Origin of the sequence: Paraburkholderia pallida, assembly GCF_004524855.1 — a bacterium.
Classification (GTDB): domain Bacteria; phylum Pseudomonadota; class Gammaproteobacteria; order Burkholderiales; family Burkholderiaceae; genus Paraburkholderia; species Paraburkholderia oxyphila.
This window is the reverse complement of record NZ_CP038148.1, coordinates 3221023-3236745: the sequence shown is the minus strand read 5'-3', so window position 1 is coordinate 3236745 and position 15723 is coordinate 3221023. Positions and strand designations below refer to the sequence as shown.

At 66.2% G+C, this 15723-nt stretch carries 14 protein-coding genes and 1 pseudogene; 2 read left to right on the top strand and 13 right to left on the bottom strand.

Annotation, left to right across the window (positions count from 1 at the left end; all coding sequences use genetic code 11):
* Positions 1-7: 7 nt before the first annotated feature.
* The 9 genes from ureC to urtA all read right to left on the bottom strand — a co-directional run bounded on the left by ureC (position 8) and on the right by urtA (position 9646).
* Positions 8-1714 (bottom strand): urease subunit alpha, encoded by a 1707-nt coding sequence (ureC, locus tag E1956_RS14700; protein ID WP_134749970.1) that lies wholly within the window; start codon positions 1712-1714, stop codon positions 8-10.
* Between the two features lie 40 nt (positions 1715-1754).
* The gene (locus E1956_RS14695; RefSeq protein WP_134749968.1) at positions 1755-2060 is read right to left on the bottom strand and encodes an urease subunit beta; all 306 of its coding nucleotides are present in this window, start codon (positions 2058-2060) and stop codon (positions 1755-1757) included.
* A gap of 61 nt (positions 2061-2121) precedes the next feature.
* Positions 2122-2424: an urease subunit gamma gene (gene ureA / locus E1956_RS14690; protein ID WP_017773123.1), complete on the bottom strand. Its 303-nt coding sequence runs from the start codon at positions 2422-2424 to the stop codon at positions 2122-2124.
* A gap of 308 nt (positions 2425-2732) precedes the next feature.
* Positions 2733-3635, bottom strand: coding sequence for an urease accessory protein UreD (locus tag E1956_RS14685; protein WP_134749966.1), 903 nt, complete (start codon positions 3633-3635; stop codon positions 2733-2735).
* Between the two features lie 59 nt (positions 3636-3694).
* A complete protein-coding gene (gene urtE / locus E1956_RS14680) occupies positions 3695-4390 on the bottom strand; it encodes an urea ABC transporter ATP-binding subunit UrtE (protein ID WP_134749964.1) in 696 nt (231 codons plus the stop codon).
* Between the two features lie 58 nt (positions 4391-4448).
* Positions 4449-5234 (bottom strand): urea ABC transporter ATP-binding protein UrtD, encoded by a 786-nt coding sequence (urtD, locus tag E1956_RS14675; protein ID WP_232071449.1) that lies wholly within the window; start codon positions 5232-5234, stop codon positions 4449-4451.
* 80 nt (positions 5235-5314) lie between these two features.
* Positions 5315-6517, bottom strand: a complete 1203-nt coding sequence (gene urtC, locus E1956_RS14670; RefSeq protein ID WP_134749960.1) for an urea ABC transporter permease subunit UrtC — start codon at positions 6515-6517, stop codon at positions 5315-5317.
* Between the two features lies 1 nt (position 6518).
* Positions 6519-8198: an urea ABC transporter permease subunit UrtB gene (gene urtB / locus E1956_RS14665; RefSeq protein ID WP_134749958.1), complete on the bottom strand. Its 1680-nt coding sequence runs from the start codon at positions 8196-8198 to the stop codon at positions 6519-6521.
* A gap of 143 nt (positions 8199-8341) precedes the next feature.
* Positions 8342-9646 (bottom strand): urea ABC transporter substrate-binding protein, encoded by a 1305-nt coding sequence (urtA, locus tag E1956_RS14660; RefSeq protein ID WP_134749956.1) that lies wholly within the window; start codon positions 9644-9646, stop codon positions 8342-8344.
* A 457-nt stretch (positions 9647-10103) separates the two neighbouring features.
* On the opposite strand from urtA, the gene aptA reads away from it, so the two are divergent.
* Complete coding sequence (gene aptA, locus E1956_RS14655) at positions 10104-11429, top strand: omega-aminotransferase AptA (RefSeq protein ID WP_134749954.1); 1326 nt, start codon at positions 10104-10106, stop codon at positions 11427-11429.
* Between the two features lie 9 nt (positions 11430-11438).
* Here aptA and E1956_RS14650 read toward each other — a convergent pair whose 3' ends face one another.
* Positions 11439-11762, bottom strand: coding sequence for a rhodanese-like domain-containing protein (locus tag E1956_RS14650; protein WP_134749952.1), 324 nt, complete (start codon positions 11760-11762; stop codon positions 11439-11441).
* A gap of 63 nt (positions 11763-11825) precedes the next feature.
* Entirely contained in the window at positions 11826-12479 is a 654-nt protein-coding gene (locus E1956_RS14645; RefSeq protein ID WP_134749950.1) for a protein-L-isoaspartate O-methyltransferase family protein, read from the bottom strand.
* A 338-nt stretch (positions 12480-12817) separates the two neighbouring features.
* On the opposite strand from E1956_RS14645, the pseudogene E1956_RS46835 reads away from it, so the two are divergent.
* Positions 12818-13108: pseudogene (locus E1956_RS46835) on the top strand (type II toxin-antitoxin system RelB/DinJ family antitoxin); the annotation flags it as partial.
* A 141-nt stretch (positions 13109-13249) separates the two neighbouring features.
* Here the strand turns inward: E1956_RS46835 and E1956_RS14635 are convergent.
* Both E1956_RS14635 and E1956_RS14630 read right to left on the bottom strand, forming a co-directional pair.
* Positions 13250-14431, bottom strand: a complete 1182-nt coding sequence (locus E1956_RS14635; protein WP_134750656.1) for an ABC transporter substrate-binding protein — start codon at positions 14429-14431, stop codon at positions 13250-13252.
* A 139-nt stretch (positions 14432-14570) separates the two neighbouring features.
* Positions 14571-15512, bottom strand: a complete 942-nt coding sequence (locus tag E1956_RS14630; protein ID WP_134749946.1) for a CysB family HTH-type transcriptional regulator — start codon at positions 15510-15512, stop codon at positions 14571-14573.
* Between the last annotated feature and the right edge of the window lie 211 nt (positions 15513-15723).

The window sequence follows — 15723 nt, the reverse complement described above, 5'->3', positions numbered from 1 at the left end:
CAGCGGATCAGAACAGGAAATAGCGCTGCGCCATCGGCAGCACCGTGGCGGGCTCGCAGGTCAGCAACTGGCCATTGGCCACGACCTGATAGGTCTCGGGATCGACGCTGATCGACGGTTGCCACGCGTTGTGAATCATGTCGGCTTTCGTGACGCTTCGGCAGTTGCGCACCGCCACCACGCGCTTTTGCAGGCCATAGCGCTCGGGCATGCGTTTGTCGAGCGCAAGCTGCGAGACGAACGTGAGCGAGGTCTGCGTGAGCGCGCGTCCGCGCGTGCCGAACATCTCACGATAATGCACGGGCTGCGGCGTGGGAATCGACGCGTTCGGGTCGCCCATCTGCGCCATCGCGATCATGCCGCCCTTGAGGATGAGCGCGGGCTTGATGCCGAAAAACGCCGGGTCCCAGAACACGAGATCGGCCCATTTTCCCGGCTCGAGCGAACCTACCTCGTGCGCGATGCCGTGCGTGAGCGCGGGGTTGATCGTGTACTTCGCGACATAGCGCTTCACGCGGAAGTTGTCGTTGCGCGCGCTGTCCTCGGGCAGCGCGCCGCGCTGCACCTTCATCTTGTGCGCGGTCTGCCAGGTGCGGATGATGACTTCGCCGACGCGGCCCATTGCCTGGGAGTCCGATGAAAGCATCGAAAGCGCGCCGAGGTCGTGCAGGATGTCTTCGGCGGCAATGGTCTCGCGGCGGATGCGCGACTCGGCGAAGGCGATGTCCTCGGCAATCGACGGGTCGAGGTGATGGCACACCATCAGCATGTCGAGGTGCTCGTCGAGCGTGTTGATCGTGTACGGTCGCGTGGGATTGGTCGACGAGGGCAGCACGTTCGCCTCGCCGCACACCTTGATGATGTCGGGCGCGTGGCCGCCGCCAGCGCCTTCGGTGTGGTACGTGTGGATCGTGCGGCCCTTGAACGCGTTCACCGTTGCCTCCACGAAGCCGCCTTCGTTGAGCGTGTCGGTGTGTATGGCCACCTGCGTGTCGGTCGCGTCGGCGACCGTGAGGCAGTTGTCGATGGCCGCGGGCGTCGAGCCCCAGTCTTCGTGCAGCTTCAGGCCGATCGCACCGGCGGCGATCTGCTCCTCGGCGGGCTTGGGCAGGCTCACGTTGCCCTTGCCGAGAAAGCCGAGGTTGATCGGCCAGCCGTCGGCGGCCTGCAGCATGCGCTCGAGATGCCACGGGCCCGGCGTGCAGGTCGTGGCGTTGGTGCCGGTGGCGGGGCCGGTGCCGCCGCCGATCATCGTCGTGACGCCCGAGGTGAGCGCTTCGTCGATCTGCTGCGGGCTGATGAAGTGAATGTGCGTGTCGATGCCGCCCGCGGTCACGATCTGGCCTTCGCCCGCAATCACTTCCGTGGCGGCGCCAATGGGGATCGTCACACCCGGCTGCACGTCGGGGTTGCCGGCCTTGCCGATCCTCCAGACGCGGCCGTCTTTGATGCCGATGTCGGCTTTGACGATGCCCCAGTGGTCGAGAATCACCGCGTTGGTCACGACCGTGTCGGCCACCTCGGCGGCGAGACGCTGCGACTGGCCCATGCCGTCGCGGATCACCTTGCCGCCGCCGAACTTCACTTCGTCGCCGTAGACCGTGTAGTCGCGTTCGATCTCGATCACGAGCTCGGTGTCGGCGAGACGCACGCGGTCGCCGGTCGTGGGGCCGAACATCTCCGCATAGGCGCGGCGGCCGATCTTCAATGTCATATCGGAATCCTGATGAATTCGAAAGTGGGCGCGCCGCCGCTCAGAGCGGGCCCATCACCTTGCCGCTGAAGCCGTAGACGGCGCGCTCGCCCGCGAACGCCACCAGCTCGACGGTGCGCTCCTGGCCGGGCTCGAAGCGCACGGCGGTGCCGGCCGCAATGTTCAGGCGAAAGCCGCGCGCGGCCTCGCGCTCGAACGAGAGCGCCTCGTTGACTTCGTAGAAGTGGAAGTGCGAACCGATCTGCACGGGGCGGTCGCCGGTGTTCGCGACCGTCACGGTCGCGGTTTCGCGGCCCGCGTTGAGCTCGATTTCGCCTTCGTCGATCAGCATTTCGCCGGGGATCATGCGAGGTTCCTTGTCGACCAGAGTGGGTGCTTTAGCACCGTACTCGGGTCCCATACAAAGTTCATGGAATCGGATGGTGGACGGTGACGAGCTTGGTGCCGTCGGGGAAGGTGGCCTCGACCTGGATGTCGGGGATCATCTCCGGCACGCCTTCCATCACGTCGTCGCGCGTGAGCAGCGTCGTGCCGTAGTGCATGACCTCGGCAACGGTCTTGCCGTCGCGGGCCGCTTCCATCAGCGCGGCGCTGATGAAGGCGACCGCCTCCGGATAGTTGAGCTTGAGGCCGCGCGCGCGCCGCCGTTCGGCGAGCAGCGCGGCGGTGAAGATCAGGAGCTTGTCTTTCTCGCGTGGCGTGAGCTTCATCGTTTTCTGTGAGTAGGAGGGGCCGGCCATCCGGCGGCCGGCATGCGTGCCTCATGCGCAGCCCATGCGCGGCGCCAGGGCCCGATCGTGCGCTGGGTCAGCTTACGGCAGCGAGGTTACGGACAGCTTGCAGCGCCCGGTGTCGCGCGCATTGGCCACGCAAGCGCGAAGCAAGGGTTATGCCAATGAAAGGGGGCGGCATGAATGCACCATCCACGCGGGCTCAGTGCACCCCGCGTAGATGTCGATGCACGGCAATGGGGCACGCACGCGCTGGCATGGTGCGCGGGAGGTGGATTCCCCGCGGATCAGGTCGTCCAGAGGCGCAGCGGCGCGGCCTTGACGCCGTGCACGATGGGCCGCAACTGCGTCCAGCATCGCGTGAGCGTCTGCTGCAACGGCTCCATCGAGCGCGCGATGACGCGTACCAGCAGCACGCCCGGCGCGACGCAGGTCGCGCCTGCGCGCAGGGCATCGTCGAAGGGGAGCGTGACCGCGAGGTCTTGCGCGAGCGCCTCGTTGCAGGCCGGGCCGACGGCCCACAGCATGCCGAACGCCGGATAGCCCGCGAGCCCTTGCGGCGCGTCGCGCAGCGGATCGGCGGCGTCCACCAGGGCGCGTTCGAACCAGAGGAGTTGTTCGTCGCTGTCTTGCGTGGCGGCGCGCGCCACCCGCGTGAGCGAGCGCACCATGCCGGCCGACCAGCGCTCGCCGGCCGCCTGGCGGCCGAGCTGCATGGCGTCCCAGCCGATGGCCGTCGCGTCTTCTGCGAGCGTGAGCGAGAAGTCGAGCTCGGCGTGCGCGTGATCGAAGACGAGATTGTTCTGTGGCAGCCAGTCGAGCTTCGCGCCGGCGCCCACGCGCAGCTTGATGCGCTGGCGCGCGACGCGGCCGTTGGACTTGTACCACTTGGTGGCGCCGGGCGTAGTGAGCACCGCATGTGCGCCATCTCCCACGTTCACGTCGATGTCGAGCCGGTCGCCGCCGGCGATGCCCGCGGGCGGATGCACGATCACCGCGTGGCAGATCGCATCGCCTTCGGGATAGAGCGGCCGTTGCACACGCAACGGCCCCACGTGCAGCCGATGCGCGAGCGTCGTGCGCGCGCCGTGTTGCTCGAAACCCAGTTCGAGCCGGGCCACCCATTCCTGAGGCGCGTGGCTGCGCAAAGTGGTGTTGGCGAGAGCGGCGTGATTTTCGTGAAGCGACATGCTGAAAACGGGGGCGTGGGCGAGAAGTGCCGTGCAGGATAGCATGCGCCGTTGGCGGCTCAGACAGCGATCATCTCCCGCACGCCGTCCGCGTCCATGTCGGCGCCTGCGCCGCCCGCCACGATTTCGCCGCGGCGCATCACCCAGTAGCCGTCCGCAATGGCCTTCGCAAAGTCGTAATACTGCTCGACGAGCAGCACCGTCAGGTTCATCTGTTCGACGAGCTGCCGCAGCGTGCGCCCGATGTCCTGGATGATCGAGGGCTGAATGCCTTCGGTGGGCTCGTCGAGAATCAGCAGTTGCGGATCGCTCATCAACGCGCGGCCGATGGCGAGTTGCTGCTGCTGGCCGCCCGAAAGATCGCCGCCGCGCCGCGCCTTCATGTCCTTGAGCACGGGAAAGAGCGCATAGATGTGCTCGGGCACCCCGGAGGGCATGCGCTTCTTGCTCGCCGCGCCCACCAGCAGATTTTCCTCCACGGTGAGGCGCGGGAAGATATCGCGGCCCTGCGGCACGTAGGCGAGGCCGTGCGCGACGCGCGCATGGGTGGGCAGCTTCGTGAGCGCCGTGTCGCGCCAGGCGACGGTGCCGCTCTTCGTCGGCACCACGCCCATGAGGCAGCGCAGCAAGGTGGTCTTGCCGACGCCGTTGCGGCCAAGCAAAACCGTGAGCCTGCTTTCGGGCACCGTCATCGAGACGTCGCGCAGGATGTGGCTGCCGCCGTAGTACTGGTTCAGCGATTCGATGGTGAGCATGTCGATGCCTTGTATTGCAGAAGCGTTGCCGTAGCCGTCCCAAATGGGCTTGAGGGGTTCAACGTCCCAGATAAGATTCGATGACCGCGTCGTCGCGCTTCACCTCGTCGAGCGTGCCGTGCGCGAGCACGCGCCCCTCGGCCATCACCGTCACGCGGCCGGTTTCCCCCGCGAGCGCGGCCACGAACTCCATGTCGTGCTCGACCACCATCATCGAGCAACTGCCTCTCAGGCGATTGAGCAGGGCGGCCAGCTCCATGGTTTCGTCGTCGGTCATGCCCGCGGCCGGCTCGTCGAGCAGCAGCAGGGCGGGGCGCTGCATCAGCAGCATGCCGATCTCGAGCCGCTGCTTCTGCCCGTGCGAAAGCTCGCCCGCCAGGCGGCGCGCCTCGCTCTCGAGCCGGATCACCTCGAGCGTCTCTTCGATCAACGCCTGCGCTTGGCGGTCGAGGCGCGCGCGCAGCGTGGCGAACCAGCCCTTGTCGGCCTTCATCGCGAGCTCGAGGTTTTCCCAGACGGGATGCTGCTCGAACACCGTGGGCTTCTGGAACTTGCGGCCGATCCCCGCGCGCGCGATGGCGGGCTCGTTCATGCGCGTGAGATCGAGCGTCTGGCCGAGAAAGACCTTGCCGGAATCGGGCGAGGTCTTGCCGGTGATCACATCCATCATCGTGGTCTTGCCCGCGCCGTTCGGGCCAATCACACAGCGCAGCTCGCCCGCGTCGATCTCGAGCGAGAGCTTGTTGAGCGCGCGAAAGCCGTCGAAGCTCACGCTCACGTCTTCGAGGTAGAGGATCGTGCCGTGCGAGATGTCGATGGCGCCGGCCTCGACCACATGGCCCATCGATGCAACGCCGGAAACCGTCAGCGTGTCGTCCTCGAACGGATTGTGATTGAGCGGGTCGTTGAGGATGAGGTGGCCGTTCATGAGCGTTTGCCTCCTGCGCGAAGTTGCTTGACGCGCTGCGTCACGAGTTCGATCAGGCCCACGATGCCGTTGGGCAGCAACAGTGGCACGAGCACGAAAATGAGGCCAAGGAAGAATAGCCAGTACTCAGGAAAGTAGGCGGTGAAGAAGCTCTTCGCGCCGTTCACGGCAAACGCGCCGATGATCGGGCCGATCAGCGTGCCGCGTCCGCCCACGGCCACCCAGATCGCCATCTCGATCGAATTGCCCGGCGACATTTCGCTCGGATTGATGATGCCCACCTGCGGCACATAGAGCGCGCCTGCGATGCCGCACAGCACGGCCGAAACGGTCCACACGAAGAGCTTGTAGCCGAGCGGGCTGTAGCCGAGGAACATGAGGCGCGTCTCGCCGTCGCGCACGGCGGTCACGACGCGGCCGAGCTTCGAGGCGACGATGGCGCGCGCGGCGAGAAACGCGAGCACGAGCGTCGCGAAGGTCATCAGGAAGAGCACGGTGCGCGTGCCCGGATGGGTGATGGGCATGCCCGCGATGCGCTTGAAGTCGGTGAAGCCGTTGTTGCCGCCGAAGCCCGTTTCGTTGCGAAAGAACAGCAGCATCGCGGCGAAGGTCATGGCCTGCGTGATGATCGAGAGATACACGCCTTTCACACGCGAGCGGAACGTGAAGAAGCCGAATACCCAGGCCAGCACGGCGGGCACGAGCACCACGAGCAGCAGCGCGTACCAGAGATGCTGCGTGCCCTGCCAGTACCACGGCAGCGCATGCCAGTCGAGGAACACCATGAAGTCGGGCAGATCGCTGCCGTACTTGCCGTCGTGGCCGATCTCGCGCATCAGGTACATGCCGATGGCGTAGCCGCCGAGCGCGAAGAACAGCCCGTGGCCGAGGCTCAGGATGCCGCAGTAGCCCCACACGAGATCGAGCGCGAGCGCGGCGATCGCGTAGCACATGAGCTTGCCGGCCAGCGTCATCGTGTAGGCGGACAGATGCAGCGCGCTCGATTGCGGCAGCACGAGCGCGCACAGCGGCACGCCCACGCCCATCGCAATGATGAGCGCGATGAGCGCGAGCCACGCGCGGCGCGAGAGCAGGGCGGGCCGCGCGGGCAGGCCCAGTGCGAACGTTTCGGGGCCCTCGCCGTGTTGCGGCGCGGGTGCGCCGTACGAGGCGCGCGGTGTGGTGGTGGCGGTCGTCATCTCATGCCTCCGCGCTGCGGCCCTTGAGGGCGAACAGCCCCTGCGGACGCTTCTGGATGAAGAGCACGATCAGCACGAGCACGGCGATCTTCGCGAGCACTGCACCCCAGAACGGTTCGATCGCCTTGGAGACGAGTCCGAGGCCGAAGCCGCCAATCACCGTGCCCGCGATCTGCCCGACGCCGCCGAGCACCACCGCCATGAACGAATCGATGATGTAGCTCTGCCCGAGGTCCGGGCCTACGTTGCCGATCTGCGAGAGCGCGCAGCCACCGAGACCCGCGACGCCCGCGCCGAACGCGAACGCCCAGGCATCGACGCGCGCCGTGCGCACGCCCACGCACGCGGCCATGCGGCGGTTCTGCGTGACGGCGCGCACGTAGAGGCCGAGACGCGTTTTCGTGAGCACGGCCCACGCGATGGCCACCACGATCAGCGAGAACGCGAGTATCGCGAGGCGGTTGTACGGCAGGATGAGGTTTTGCATGAGCGTGACGCCGCCGCTCATCCAGGCGGGGTTCTCGACCTGCACGTTCTGCGCGCCGAAGATCATGCGCGTGGCCTGAATCAGGATCAGGCTGATGCCGAAGGTGGTGAGCAGCGTTTCGAGCGGACGTCCGTACAGATGGCGGATCACGAGCCGCTCGATCACCGCGCCCACGAGCGCGGCGGCGACGAACGAAACCGGCACTGCGAGCAGGGGATACCAGTCGACCGCGCCCGGCGCATAACGCTGGAACAGCGTCTGCACCACATAAGTTGCGTACGCACCGATCATGAGGAACTCGCCATGCGCCATGTTGATGACGCCGATGAGCCCATACGTGATCGCGAGACCCAGCGCCGCGAGCAGCAGCACGCTGCCGAGCGAGAGACCGGCGAACAGCGTGCCCGCGATCTCGTTGCGGCGCTGGATCGCGTCGAGCGCGTCGATGCCTTGCTGGGCGGCGGCGCGCACATCGGCGTCGGGCTCGTTGAACGCGCCGCTCGCGCTCTTCGCGACGAGCGGGCGCAACAGCTCGTACATGTCGAGGTCGTGGCGCGCGGCCACCAGTTTCACGGCCTCGAGGCGCGTGGCCGCGTTCGGGTTGTGCAGGGCAGTCATGGCCCAGAGCGTGTCGAGGCGGCGCTTGAGCGCGGGATCGGTTTCCTTTGCGCGCGCCGCGTCGATCATCGGCTTCATCGCCGGGTCGGGATTCTTCAGCAGCTCGGCGATGGCCGCGCGGCGCGTCTCCAGGTCGGGCGAGGCGAGCTGCAGGCCCGACACCGCGCCCGCCACTTTCGAGCGCAGCAGGTTGTTCAGCGTAATGGGCTGCGCGCTCGCCGCGACGGCTGGCGGCACCGCCTTGCCGGTGGCGGCGTCGCGTGCGTTTTGGCCATCCGTGCCTTCTTGCACGAGCACTTCACCGGAGTCCGTCGCGGTGACGTTGTCGTCGGCGAGCGCCTTCAACAGCGTGAGCGATGCGGCGTCGTGCGTAGCGATGAGCTTGTCGACGGCGGTGGATTTCGCATCGAAGTCGTCGCCAGCAAGCGGTGCGACGTCGGCGGCTTCGAGCGCATGGGCGCCCGAGGAGAATGCGGCGCAAAGCGCGAGTGCAAGCACAAGCACGAGCGGGTGAGCGGCGCGTGCGCGGCGTTCGCGCGCTCGCACCCGGACGAATCTCGAGAGTAGGAGAGCCATGGTGATTTCTTCCTGGTGCGGGCCGCCGTGCATTGCCCGATGACGCCGCGGCGTTGCGCGCCGGCTCAGCGAATCGAAGCGCAGGCAAGCACGGGCGCAGTGCGCGCCGCGCACGGCAGCGAGGCGCGCGGTGCGGCAGGACCTCAGGCGACGCGCGAGCGGCGCAGGAAGGCGGGCAAGACGCTCGAGCTCACGATGTCCGGCTTGCCTTCGTTGCCGGCGATGAAGGGGCTCCACGGCTGCGCGCGGATCGCCGTCTTGGTCCGCCACACCACGTTGAACTGGCCGTCGCCGCGGATCTCGCCGATCATCACGGGCTTGTGCAGATGATGGTTGCCGTCCATCGTGAGCGTGAAGCCCGAGGGCGCCGCCACGGATTGGCCGATCATCGCCACGCGTACCTTGTCGACATCGGTGCTCTTCGCCTTTTCGACGGCCTGCTTCCACATGTGGATGCCCACGAAGGTCGCTTCCATCGGATCGTTCGTCACGCGCTTGCTGCCGCCCGGCAGGTTGTTGATCTTCACCCACTCGGCGAACTGCTCCTTGAACTTCGTGTTCTGCGGGCCCTTCACCGACATGAAGTAGTTCCAGGCCGCGAGGTGCCCGACGAGCGGCTTCGTGTCGATCCCGCGCAGCTCTTCCTCGCCCACGGAGAACGCGACCACGGGCACGTCGGTCGCCTTGATGCCCTGGTTGCCGAGTTCCTTGTAGAACGGCACGTTCGAGTCGCCGTTGATGGTCGAGACCACCGTGGTCTTGCCGCCTTGCGAGAAGGTCTTGATGTTCGCGACGATGGTCTGATAATCGCTATGGCCGAACGGCGTGTAGACCTCCTGAATATCGCTGTCCTGCACGCCCTTCGAGTGCAGGAAGGCGCGCAGGATCTTGTTGGTCGTGCGCGGATACACATAGTCGGTGCCGAGCAGGAAGAAGCGCTTGGCGCCGCCGCCCTCCGCGCTCATCAGGTATTCGACGGCGGGGATGGCCTGCTGGTTGGGCGCCGCGCCCGTATAGAACACGTTGCGCGACATCTCCTCGCCTTCGTACTGCACCGGGTAGTAGAGCAGGCCGTTCAGCTCCTCGAACACCGGCAGCACCGACTTGCGCGACACCGAGGTCCAGCAGCCGAACACGCACGCGACCTTGTCCTGGGTGAGCAACTGGCGGGCCTTTTCGGCGAACAGCGGCCAGTTCGACGCCGGGTCGACCACCACGGGCTGGATCTGCCGGCCCATCACGCCGCCGTTCTTGTTGATGTCGGCGATCGTCATCAGCGCGGTGTCCTTGAGCGAGGTCTCGGAGATCGCCATGGTGCCCGAGAGCGAGTGCAGGATGCCGACCTTGATCGGGCCGCTGCCCGTGTCGGCGTGCGCGAACGGCACGCGCCCCGCGAGCGCGAGCGCGCCCGACATCGTGCCGAGTTTCAACAGACTGCGACGTTTCATGTGTGCCCCTTTGGTTCAAGTCGTGGGTCGTGGCGCTTCTGTGCGTCTGGTCTGGTTACGCGCCGACGTCAGGTGTTCAGTCATGCGGAGGGATTACTGCAAGCGTTGTGCCAGGTGGTGGCCGCGCGTGGAAGATGCGCGATGCGTGGCGGCACAAGGCGCGGGCGGCGCGCGTCTCGCGTGACGCCGCGCAGCCCACGGGCGAATGTGGTGCAATGCGGTTCATGTTCGGGTGCAGTGCATCGTTGCAGTGCGCGCATGCATGGCCGCGGGCAGCGGTGCACCCATCGCACGCTGCATCGCTGTGCATGTGTGGCCGGCTATCTAAACTGCAGGTCTGAAGCGCCGGACACGTCCGACGCGCATGAACTGAATTGCAGCATCGCGGGCGTCATGAACAGGCGTGCCTGCGAGTTCCGTCTATCGCCTTTGTGTCCATGTCAACGAGATCAAGGAGATGCAGATGAATGCCAGCCTGCCCGATCTATCCGCGTTCTGGATGCCTTTCACCGCGAATCGGCAGTTCAAGAGTGCGCCGCGGCTCCTCGTCGGCGCGAAAGGGATGTACTACACCTCGCACGACGGCCGGCAGATTCTCGACGGCACCGCCGGCCTGTGGTGCGTGAACGCGGGGCACTGCCGCGACGAGATCGTCGCCGCGGTGAAGGCGCAGGCCGAGGAAATGGATTTCGCGCCGACGTTCCAGATGGGCCATCCCAAGGCCTTCGAGGCCGCGCAAAAGATCGCGAAGCACACGCCCGGCGACCTCAAGCACATCTTCTTCACGAACTCGGGCTCCGAGGCCGTAGACACGGCGCTCAAGATCGCGCTGGCATTCCACCGCTCGCGTGGCGAAGGGCAGCGCACGCGCTTCATCGGGCGCGAGCGGGGCTATCACGGCGTGGGTTTCGGCGGCATTTCGGTGGGCGGCATCGCGCCCAACCGCAAGGCGTATTCGGGCCAGTTGCTGCCCTCGGTTGACCACTTGCCGCATACGCTCAATATTCGCGAGGCGGGGTTCTCGAAGGGCCAACCGGCCTGGGGCACGCATCTCGCCGACGAGCTCGAGCGGCTGTGCGCGCTGCACGACGCTTCGACCATCGCGGCCGTGATCGTCGAGCCGGTGGCGGGCTCGGCCGGTGTGCTGGTGCCGCCGCAGGGCTATCTGCAGCGCTTGCGCGAGATTTGCGACAAGCACGGCATCCTGCTGATCTTCGACGAGGTCATCACGGGTTGGGGGCGCCTTGGCGCGCCGTTCGCGGCCAATTACTTCGGCGTGACGCCCGACTTGCTGACGATGGCCAAGGGCACCAACAACGCCGCCGTGCCAATGGGCGCCGTGGCCGCGAGCGCGCGCATCCACGACACCATCGTGGGCGGCGCGCCCAACGGCATCGAGCTCTTCCACGGCTACACGTATTCGGGCCACCCGGTTGCCGCCGCGGCCACGTGCGCGGCCATCGACCTGTACGAGCGGGAGGGGCTGTTCGGGCGCGCGGCCCAGATGGCGCCGGTGTTCGAGCGCGAGATCCACAAGCTGCGCGGCGAGCCGCACGTGATCGACGTGCGCAATCTCGGGCTCGTGGGCGGCGTGGAGCTGGAGCCGCGCGAAGGCGCGCCGGGGGCGCGCGCCTACGAAGTCTTCGTGCGCTGCTACGAGAAGGGGGTGCTCACGCGCTACACCGGCGACATTCTGGCTTTCTCGCCGCCGCTGATCGTGGACGAGGCGCAGATCGAGGAGATTTTCTCGACGGTTGCGCTGGTGCTGCGCGAGGTGGAGTGAGGCGGTGAATCAGTACGTCGGGACCTTCGGGTCGACCTGGCGCGACCAGGCGTCGATGCCGCCTTGCAGGTTGAACACCTTCGTGAAGCCACGCGACTCGAGGAACATCGCGACCTGGGCGCTGCGCGCGCCGTGGTGGCAGACGCAGACGATTTGCGCCTCGTCGTCCAGCTCCTCGCTGCGGGCCGGAATCTGGGCCATCGGGATCGAGACGCTGCCGGCGATATTGGCGGTCTGGATCTCCCACGGCTCGCGTACGTCGAGGAGCACGGGGGCCTCGCGCGAGGTGTCGGCGAGCCATTCGGCGAGGGCGGGGGCGGTCAGATTCTGCATGAGAAACTCGGTCGTTGGAAGAGAGCGAGCCGCTCGCGCGGCCCGCTACGAACAGTATACGGCCTAGAACTTGAAGCGCGACGGCTGCACCGCGTTTTCGAGCGGCTCGACATATGTTTCGAACACGCTCGCAATGCGGTACTGCTTTTCGTCCATGCGCGTAATGATTTGCGCTTCCATGACCGGCGCGCCGCCCACGAACGCGGCCAGACGCCCGCCCACCTTCAATTGCTCGAGCAGCTCCTGCGGTACCACGGGCAGGCCGCCCGAGACGCAGATCACGTCATAGGGCGCGTTCGCGGCCCAGCCGCGCGAGCCGTCGCCCTGCACGACTTCGGCGTTCAGCACGCCGTTCTTCACGAAATTGGCGCGCGCGAAGTCGGCGAGTTCCGTGTCGATCTCCACCGTCAGCACCTTTTGCGCGCGATGGGCGAGCAGCGCCGCCATGTAGCCCGAACCCGCGCCGATCTCCAGCACGCTCTCGTGCTTCTTCACCGCGAGCTCCTGCAGCACGCGCGCTTCGACGCGCGGCGCCAGCATGTGCTGGTCGTTGGGGAGCGGCAATTCGAGGTCGGCGAACGCGAGATCGACATAGGCCGCGGGGACGTACTGCTCTCGCTTGACGATCGAGAGCAGGTTCAGCACGTCCTGGTCGAGCACTTCCCAGGGGCGAATCTGCTGTTCGATCATGTTGAAACGCGCTTGTTCGATGTTCATGATGACTCGGCGTTAGGGTTCGGGTTCTGTGCAGATGGCCCGGCCCCGGACGCGCGGTGAACGTGGCGCAAAAAAACGGTGCCAGGCAACCGCGAGATTGTACCAAAGGGCTTTTGCGCCGCGCCTTGCCGCCGGCGGTGGAAGGGCGCAAGTGGGTCAGTATTTGTCCTGGCTCGTCTTCGCGGGACAGACACGCATGGCCATTCGGCTGAATGGAGCAGATCGCGTCAGGCTGCGAAACTCGAAGCGTGTTTAACCGGCTTCAAAGGAACAGCATGTCTGACGTCATACGAATGAATTACAATGTCGCTTCGAACATCACGCGAAGGAGTTGGGGGATGAGCGCAAGCGCATTGGTACAGGTTCGCATCGATCCGGCGCTCAAGGAGCGCGCGTCGGCGGTGCTCGAAAACATGGGGCTCACTGTGTCGGACGCGGTGCGCATCCTGCTCACGCGGGTCGCGAACGAAGGCGCTTTGCCTTTCGACTTCGCGGTGGATCCGGCCACGCACGATGCGTGGTTCCGCGCGAAGGTGCGTGAGGCGCTCGAAGATCCTCGGCCGGGCATCGAGGCGGATGAAGTGGAGGCGCATTTCGCGAAGCGGCGCGCGGCGGCGGTGAGCAAGGCGCTGGAGCCGGCGGAGGAAGGCGAGGGGTCGCGAGCTCCTCGTGGTGCGCGGCCCCGGCTCGCGCACGTCCGCAAGGGCAAGACTTGAGGCTCGAATGGTCGCCGCTCGCGCAGGCCGGCCGCTTTCGACTAGCGAGCCGCTTTACTGGGCGAGATAGACGAACTTGCCGCCGCGTATCGTGCCCATCACGCTCGCGCGCTGGTCGAGGCCCACGTGGTCCTTTTCGCTGGTGTTGACCACGCCGTTGGGCACGACCACCTCGTGGGCGTGCTCGAGCTCCCGGCGCAACGCCACGCGGAATGCCTCCGTGCCGGGCTGCGCGGTCTTGAGCGCGCGCGTCACGGCATCCGAGAGGCGCGGGTAGACGCCGGCCGCGTCGCCCGCGAACTGCGTGACCGTGCCCGGGCCGTATTTCGCTTCATAGGCGTCGACGAACGCGAGCGCCGCCTTCTGCGCCGGCAGGTCCGCCGGCAGCGTGCGCGCGACCACGACGGGTTGCGTCGGGAACAGCGTGCCCTCGACGTCCTTGCCGCCCAGCTTGATGAATTCAGGCGTGGCAATGCCGTGCGTCTGATAGATCGCGCCCTTGTAGCCGCGCTCGACCAGCGTGCGCTGCGGCAGCACCGTGGGCGTGCCGGCGCCCGCGATCAGCACGGCGTCGGGCTTCGCGGCCATCAGCTTGAGGATCTGGCCCGTCACGCTGGCGTCGGTGCGGTTATAGCGCTCGCTCGCCACGATCTGGATGTTGCGTTCCTTCGCGAATTTCGTGAACTCGTTGAGCCAGCTGTCGCCGTAGCTATCGGCAAAGCCGATGAAACCCACCGTCTTCACGCCGTGCGCGGCCATGTAGCGCGTCATCACGTCGGCCATCGCGGCGTCGGTCTGCGCCATCTTGAAGGCCCACACGCGCGCGCCTTGCTGCGGCTCGACCACGGACCCCGAGCCCACCAGCGTGATCATCGGCGTTTTAGCCTCGGCCACGGGGTCGAGCGCGGCGAGCGCCGCCGGCGTGATGTTCGGCCCCACGATCACATCCACGTGGTCCTCGTTGATGAGCTTGTGAATGTTGCGCACCGCCGCGCCCGGATCGGAGCCGTCGTCGAGGACGATGTAGTCGGCTTTCTGGCCCGCGATCTCCGGGGGCCACATCAGCATGGCGTTCTTGCTCGTGATGCCGATGGCCGCGGCGGGGCCGGTGCTCGACAGATCGATGCCGACCTTGAGGTCGGCATGCGCGGCGGGAGCGAACGTGGCCGCTGCCAGCGCGGCAGCCGCTACGGCCGGACGCAGCGTACCGAGGGGCGAAAGCAGGAACGAACGCATGGACAAACTCAGGGACGAACTCAGACGCGGTTGCAGCTTCATGCAATAGGTCTCCAGGAGGAAATGAAGCGAGAAGCGTTGTTGTAATGGGGTTCGATTGTTCTTTCGGCGCGCTCCGCGCGCCGTTACGGCTCGCGCGTTACAGCTCGTAGGACTCGTGCTCGCCCTTGAGCGCCTGCTCGATCAGCTTGCGGTTCAGGCTGGGCGAGAGCAGCTCCACCAGCGTATACACATAGCTGCGCAGGTAGGCGCCCTGTTTGAGCGCCACGCGCGTCACGTTGCTGCCGAACAGATGGCCCACCGGCACCGCGCGCAGATGCCGGTCGCGCTCGGCGTTGAACGCGATGTCGGCCATGATGCCCACGCCCATGCCGAGCTCCACATAGGTCTTGATCACGTCCGCGTCGATGGCTTCGAGCACGATGTCGGGCGAGAGGCCGCGCAGACGGAACGCGTCGTTGATCTTCGTGCGGCCCGCGAACGCGTTGTCGTAGGTGATGAGCGGAAATTGGGCCAGATCATCGAGGGACAGCGGCTTGCGTTCGAGCAGCGGGTGGTCGGGCAGCATGACCGCCACGTGGTGCCAGGTGAAGCACGGCAGCGACACCAGTTCCTTATAGCCGGAGATGGCTTCCGTGGCGATGCAGAGGTCGGCCTGGTCGTGCAGCACCATCTCCGCCACCTGGGTGGGGCTGCCTTGCAGAATCGAAAGGTGCACTTTCGGGAAGCGCCGCTTGAATTCGGCGATGGCCGCCGGCAGCGAGTAGCGCGCCTGGGTGTGCGTGGCGGCGATAATCAGATTGCCCTGATCCTGCGCGGCGTAGTCCTTGCCCACGCGCTTGAGGCTCTCCACTTCCTGCAGGATGCGCTCCACCGAGGCGAGGATGATGCGCCCCGGCTCCGTGAGCGAGCGCACGCGCTTGCCGTGCCGGGTAAAGATTTCGACCCCGAGTTCATCCTCCAGCTCGATGATCGCCTTCGAGACGCCCGGCTGGCTTGTATACAGGGCCTTGGCCGCTTCCGTGAGATTGAAGTTCTGGCGTACGGCCTCGCGCACGAAGCGGAACTGGTGGAGGTTCATATATAACCCCTTGGCATATCAACCTGATTTTTAGATCGTTTGAAATATAAAGCGAGTTTATTACCATTCCACGAAGTTTTCCAATATGGATATCTGTTTTGGTCATTAGCAAACGAGCGGTGCGCGCAACGGCGCGGCTCTGAAGCGAGGATCAAGGCGGTCGAATCGAAATCGGAGCGCGCGGCGTAACCGGAACGCCGCGAATGAACAA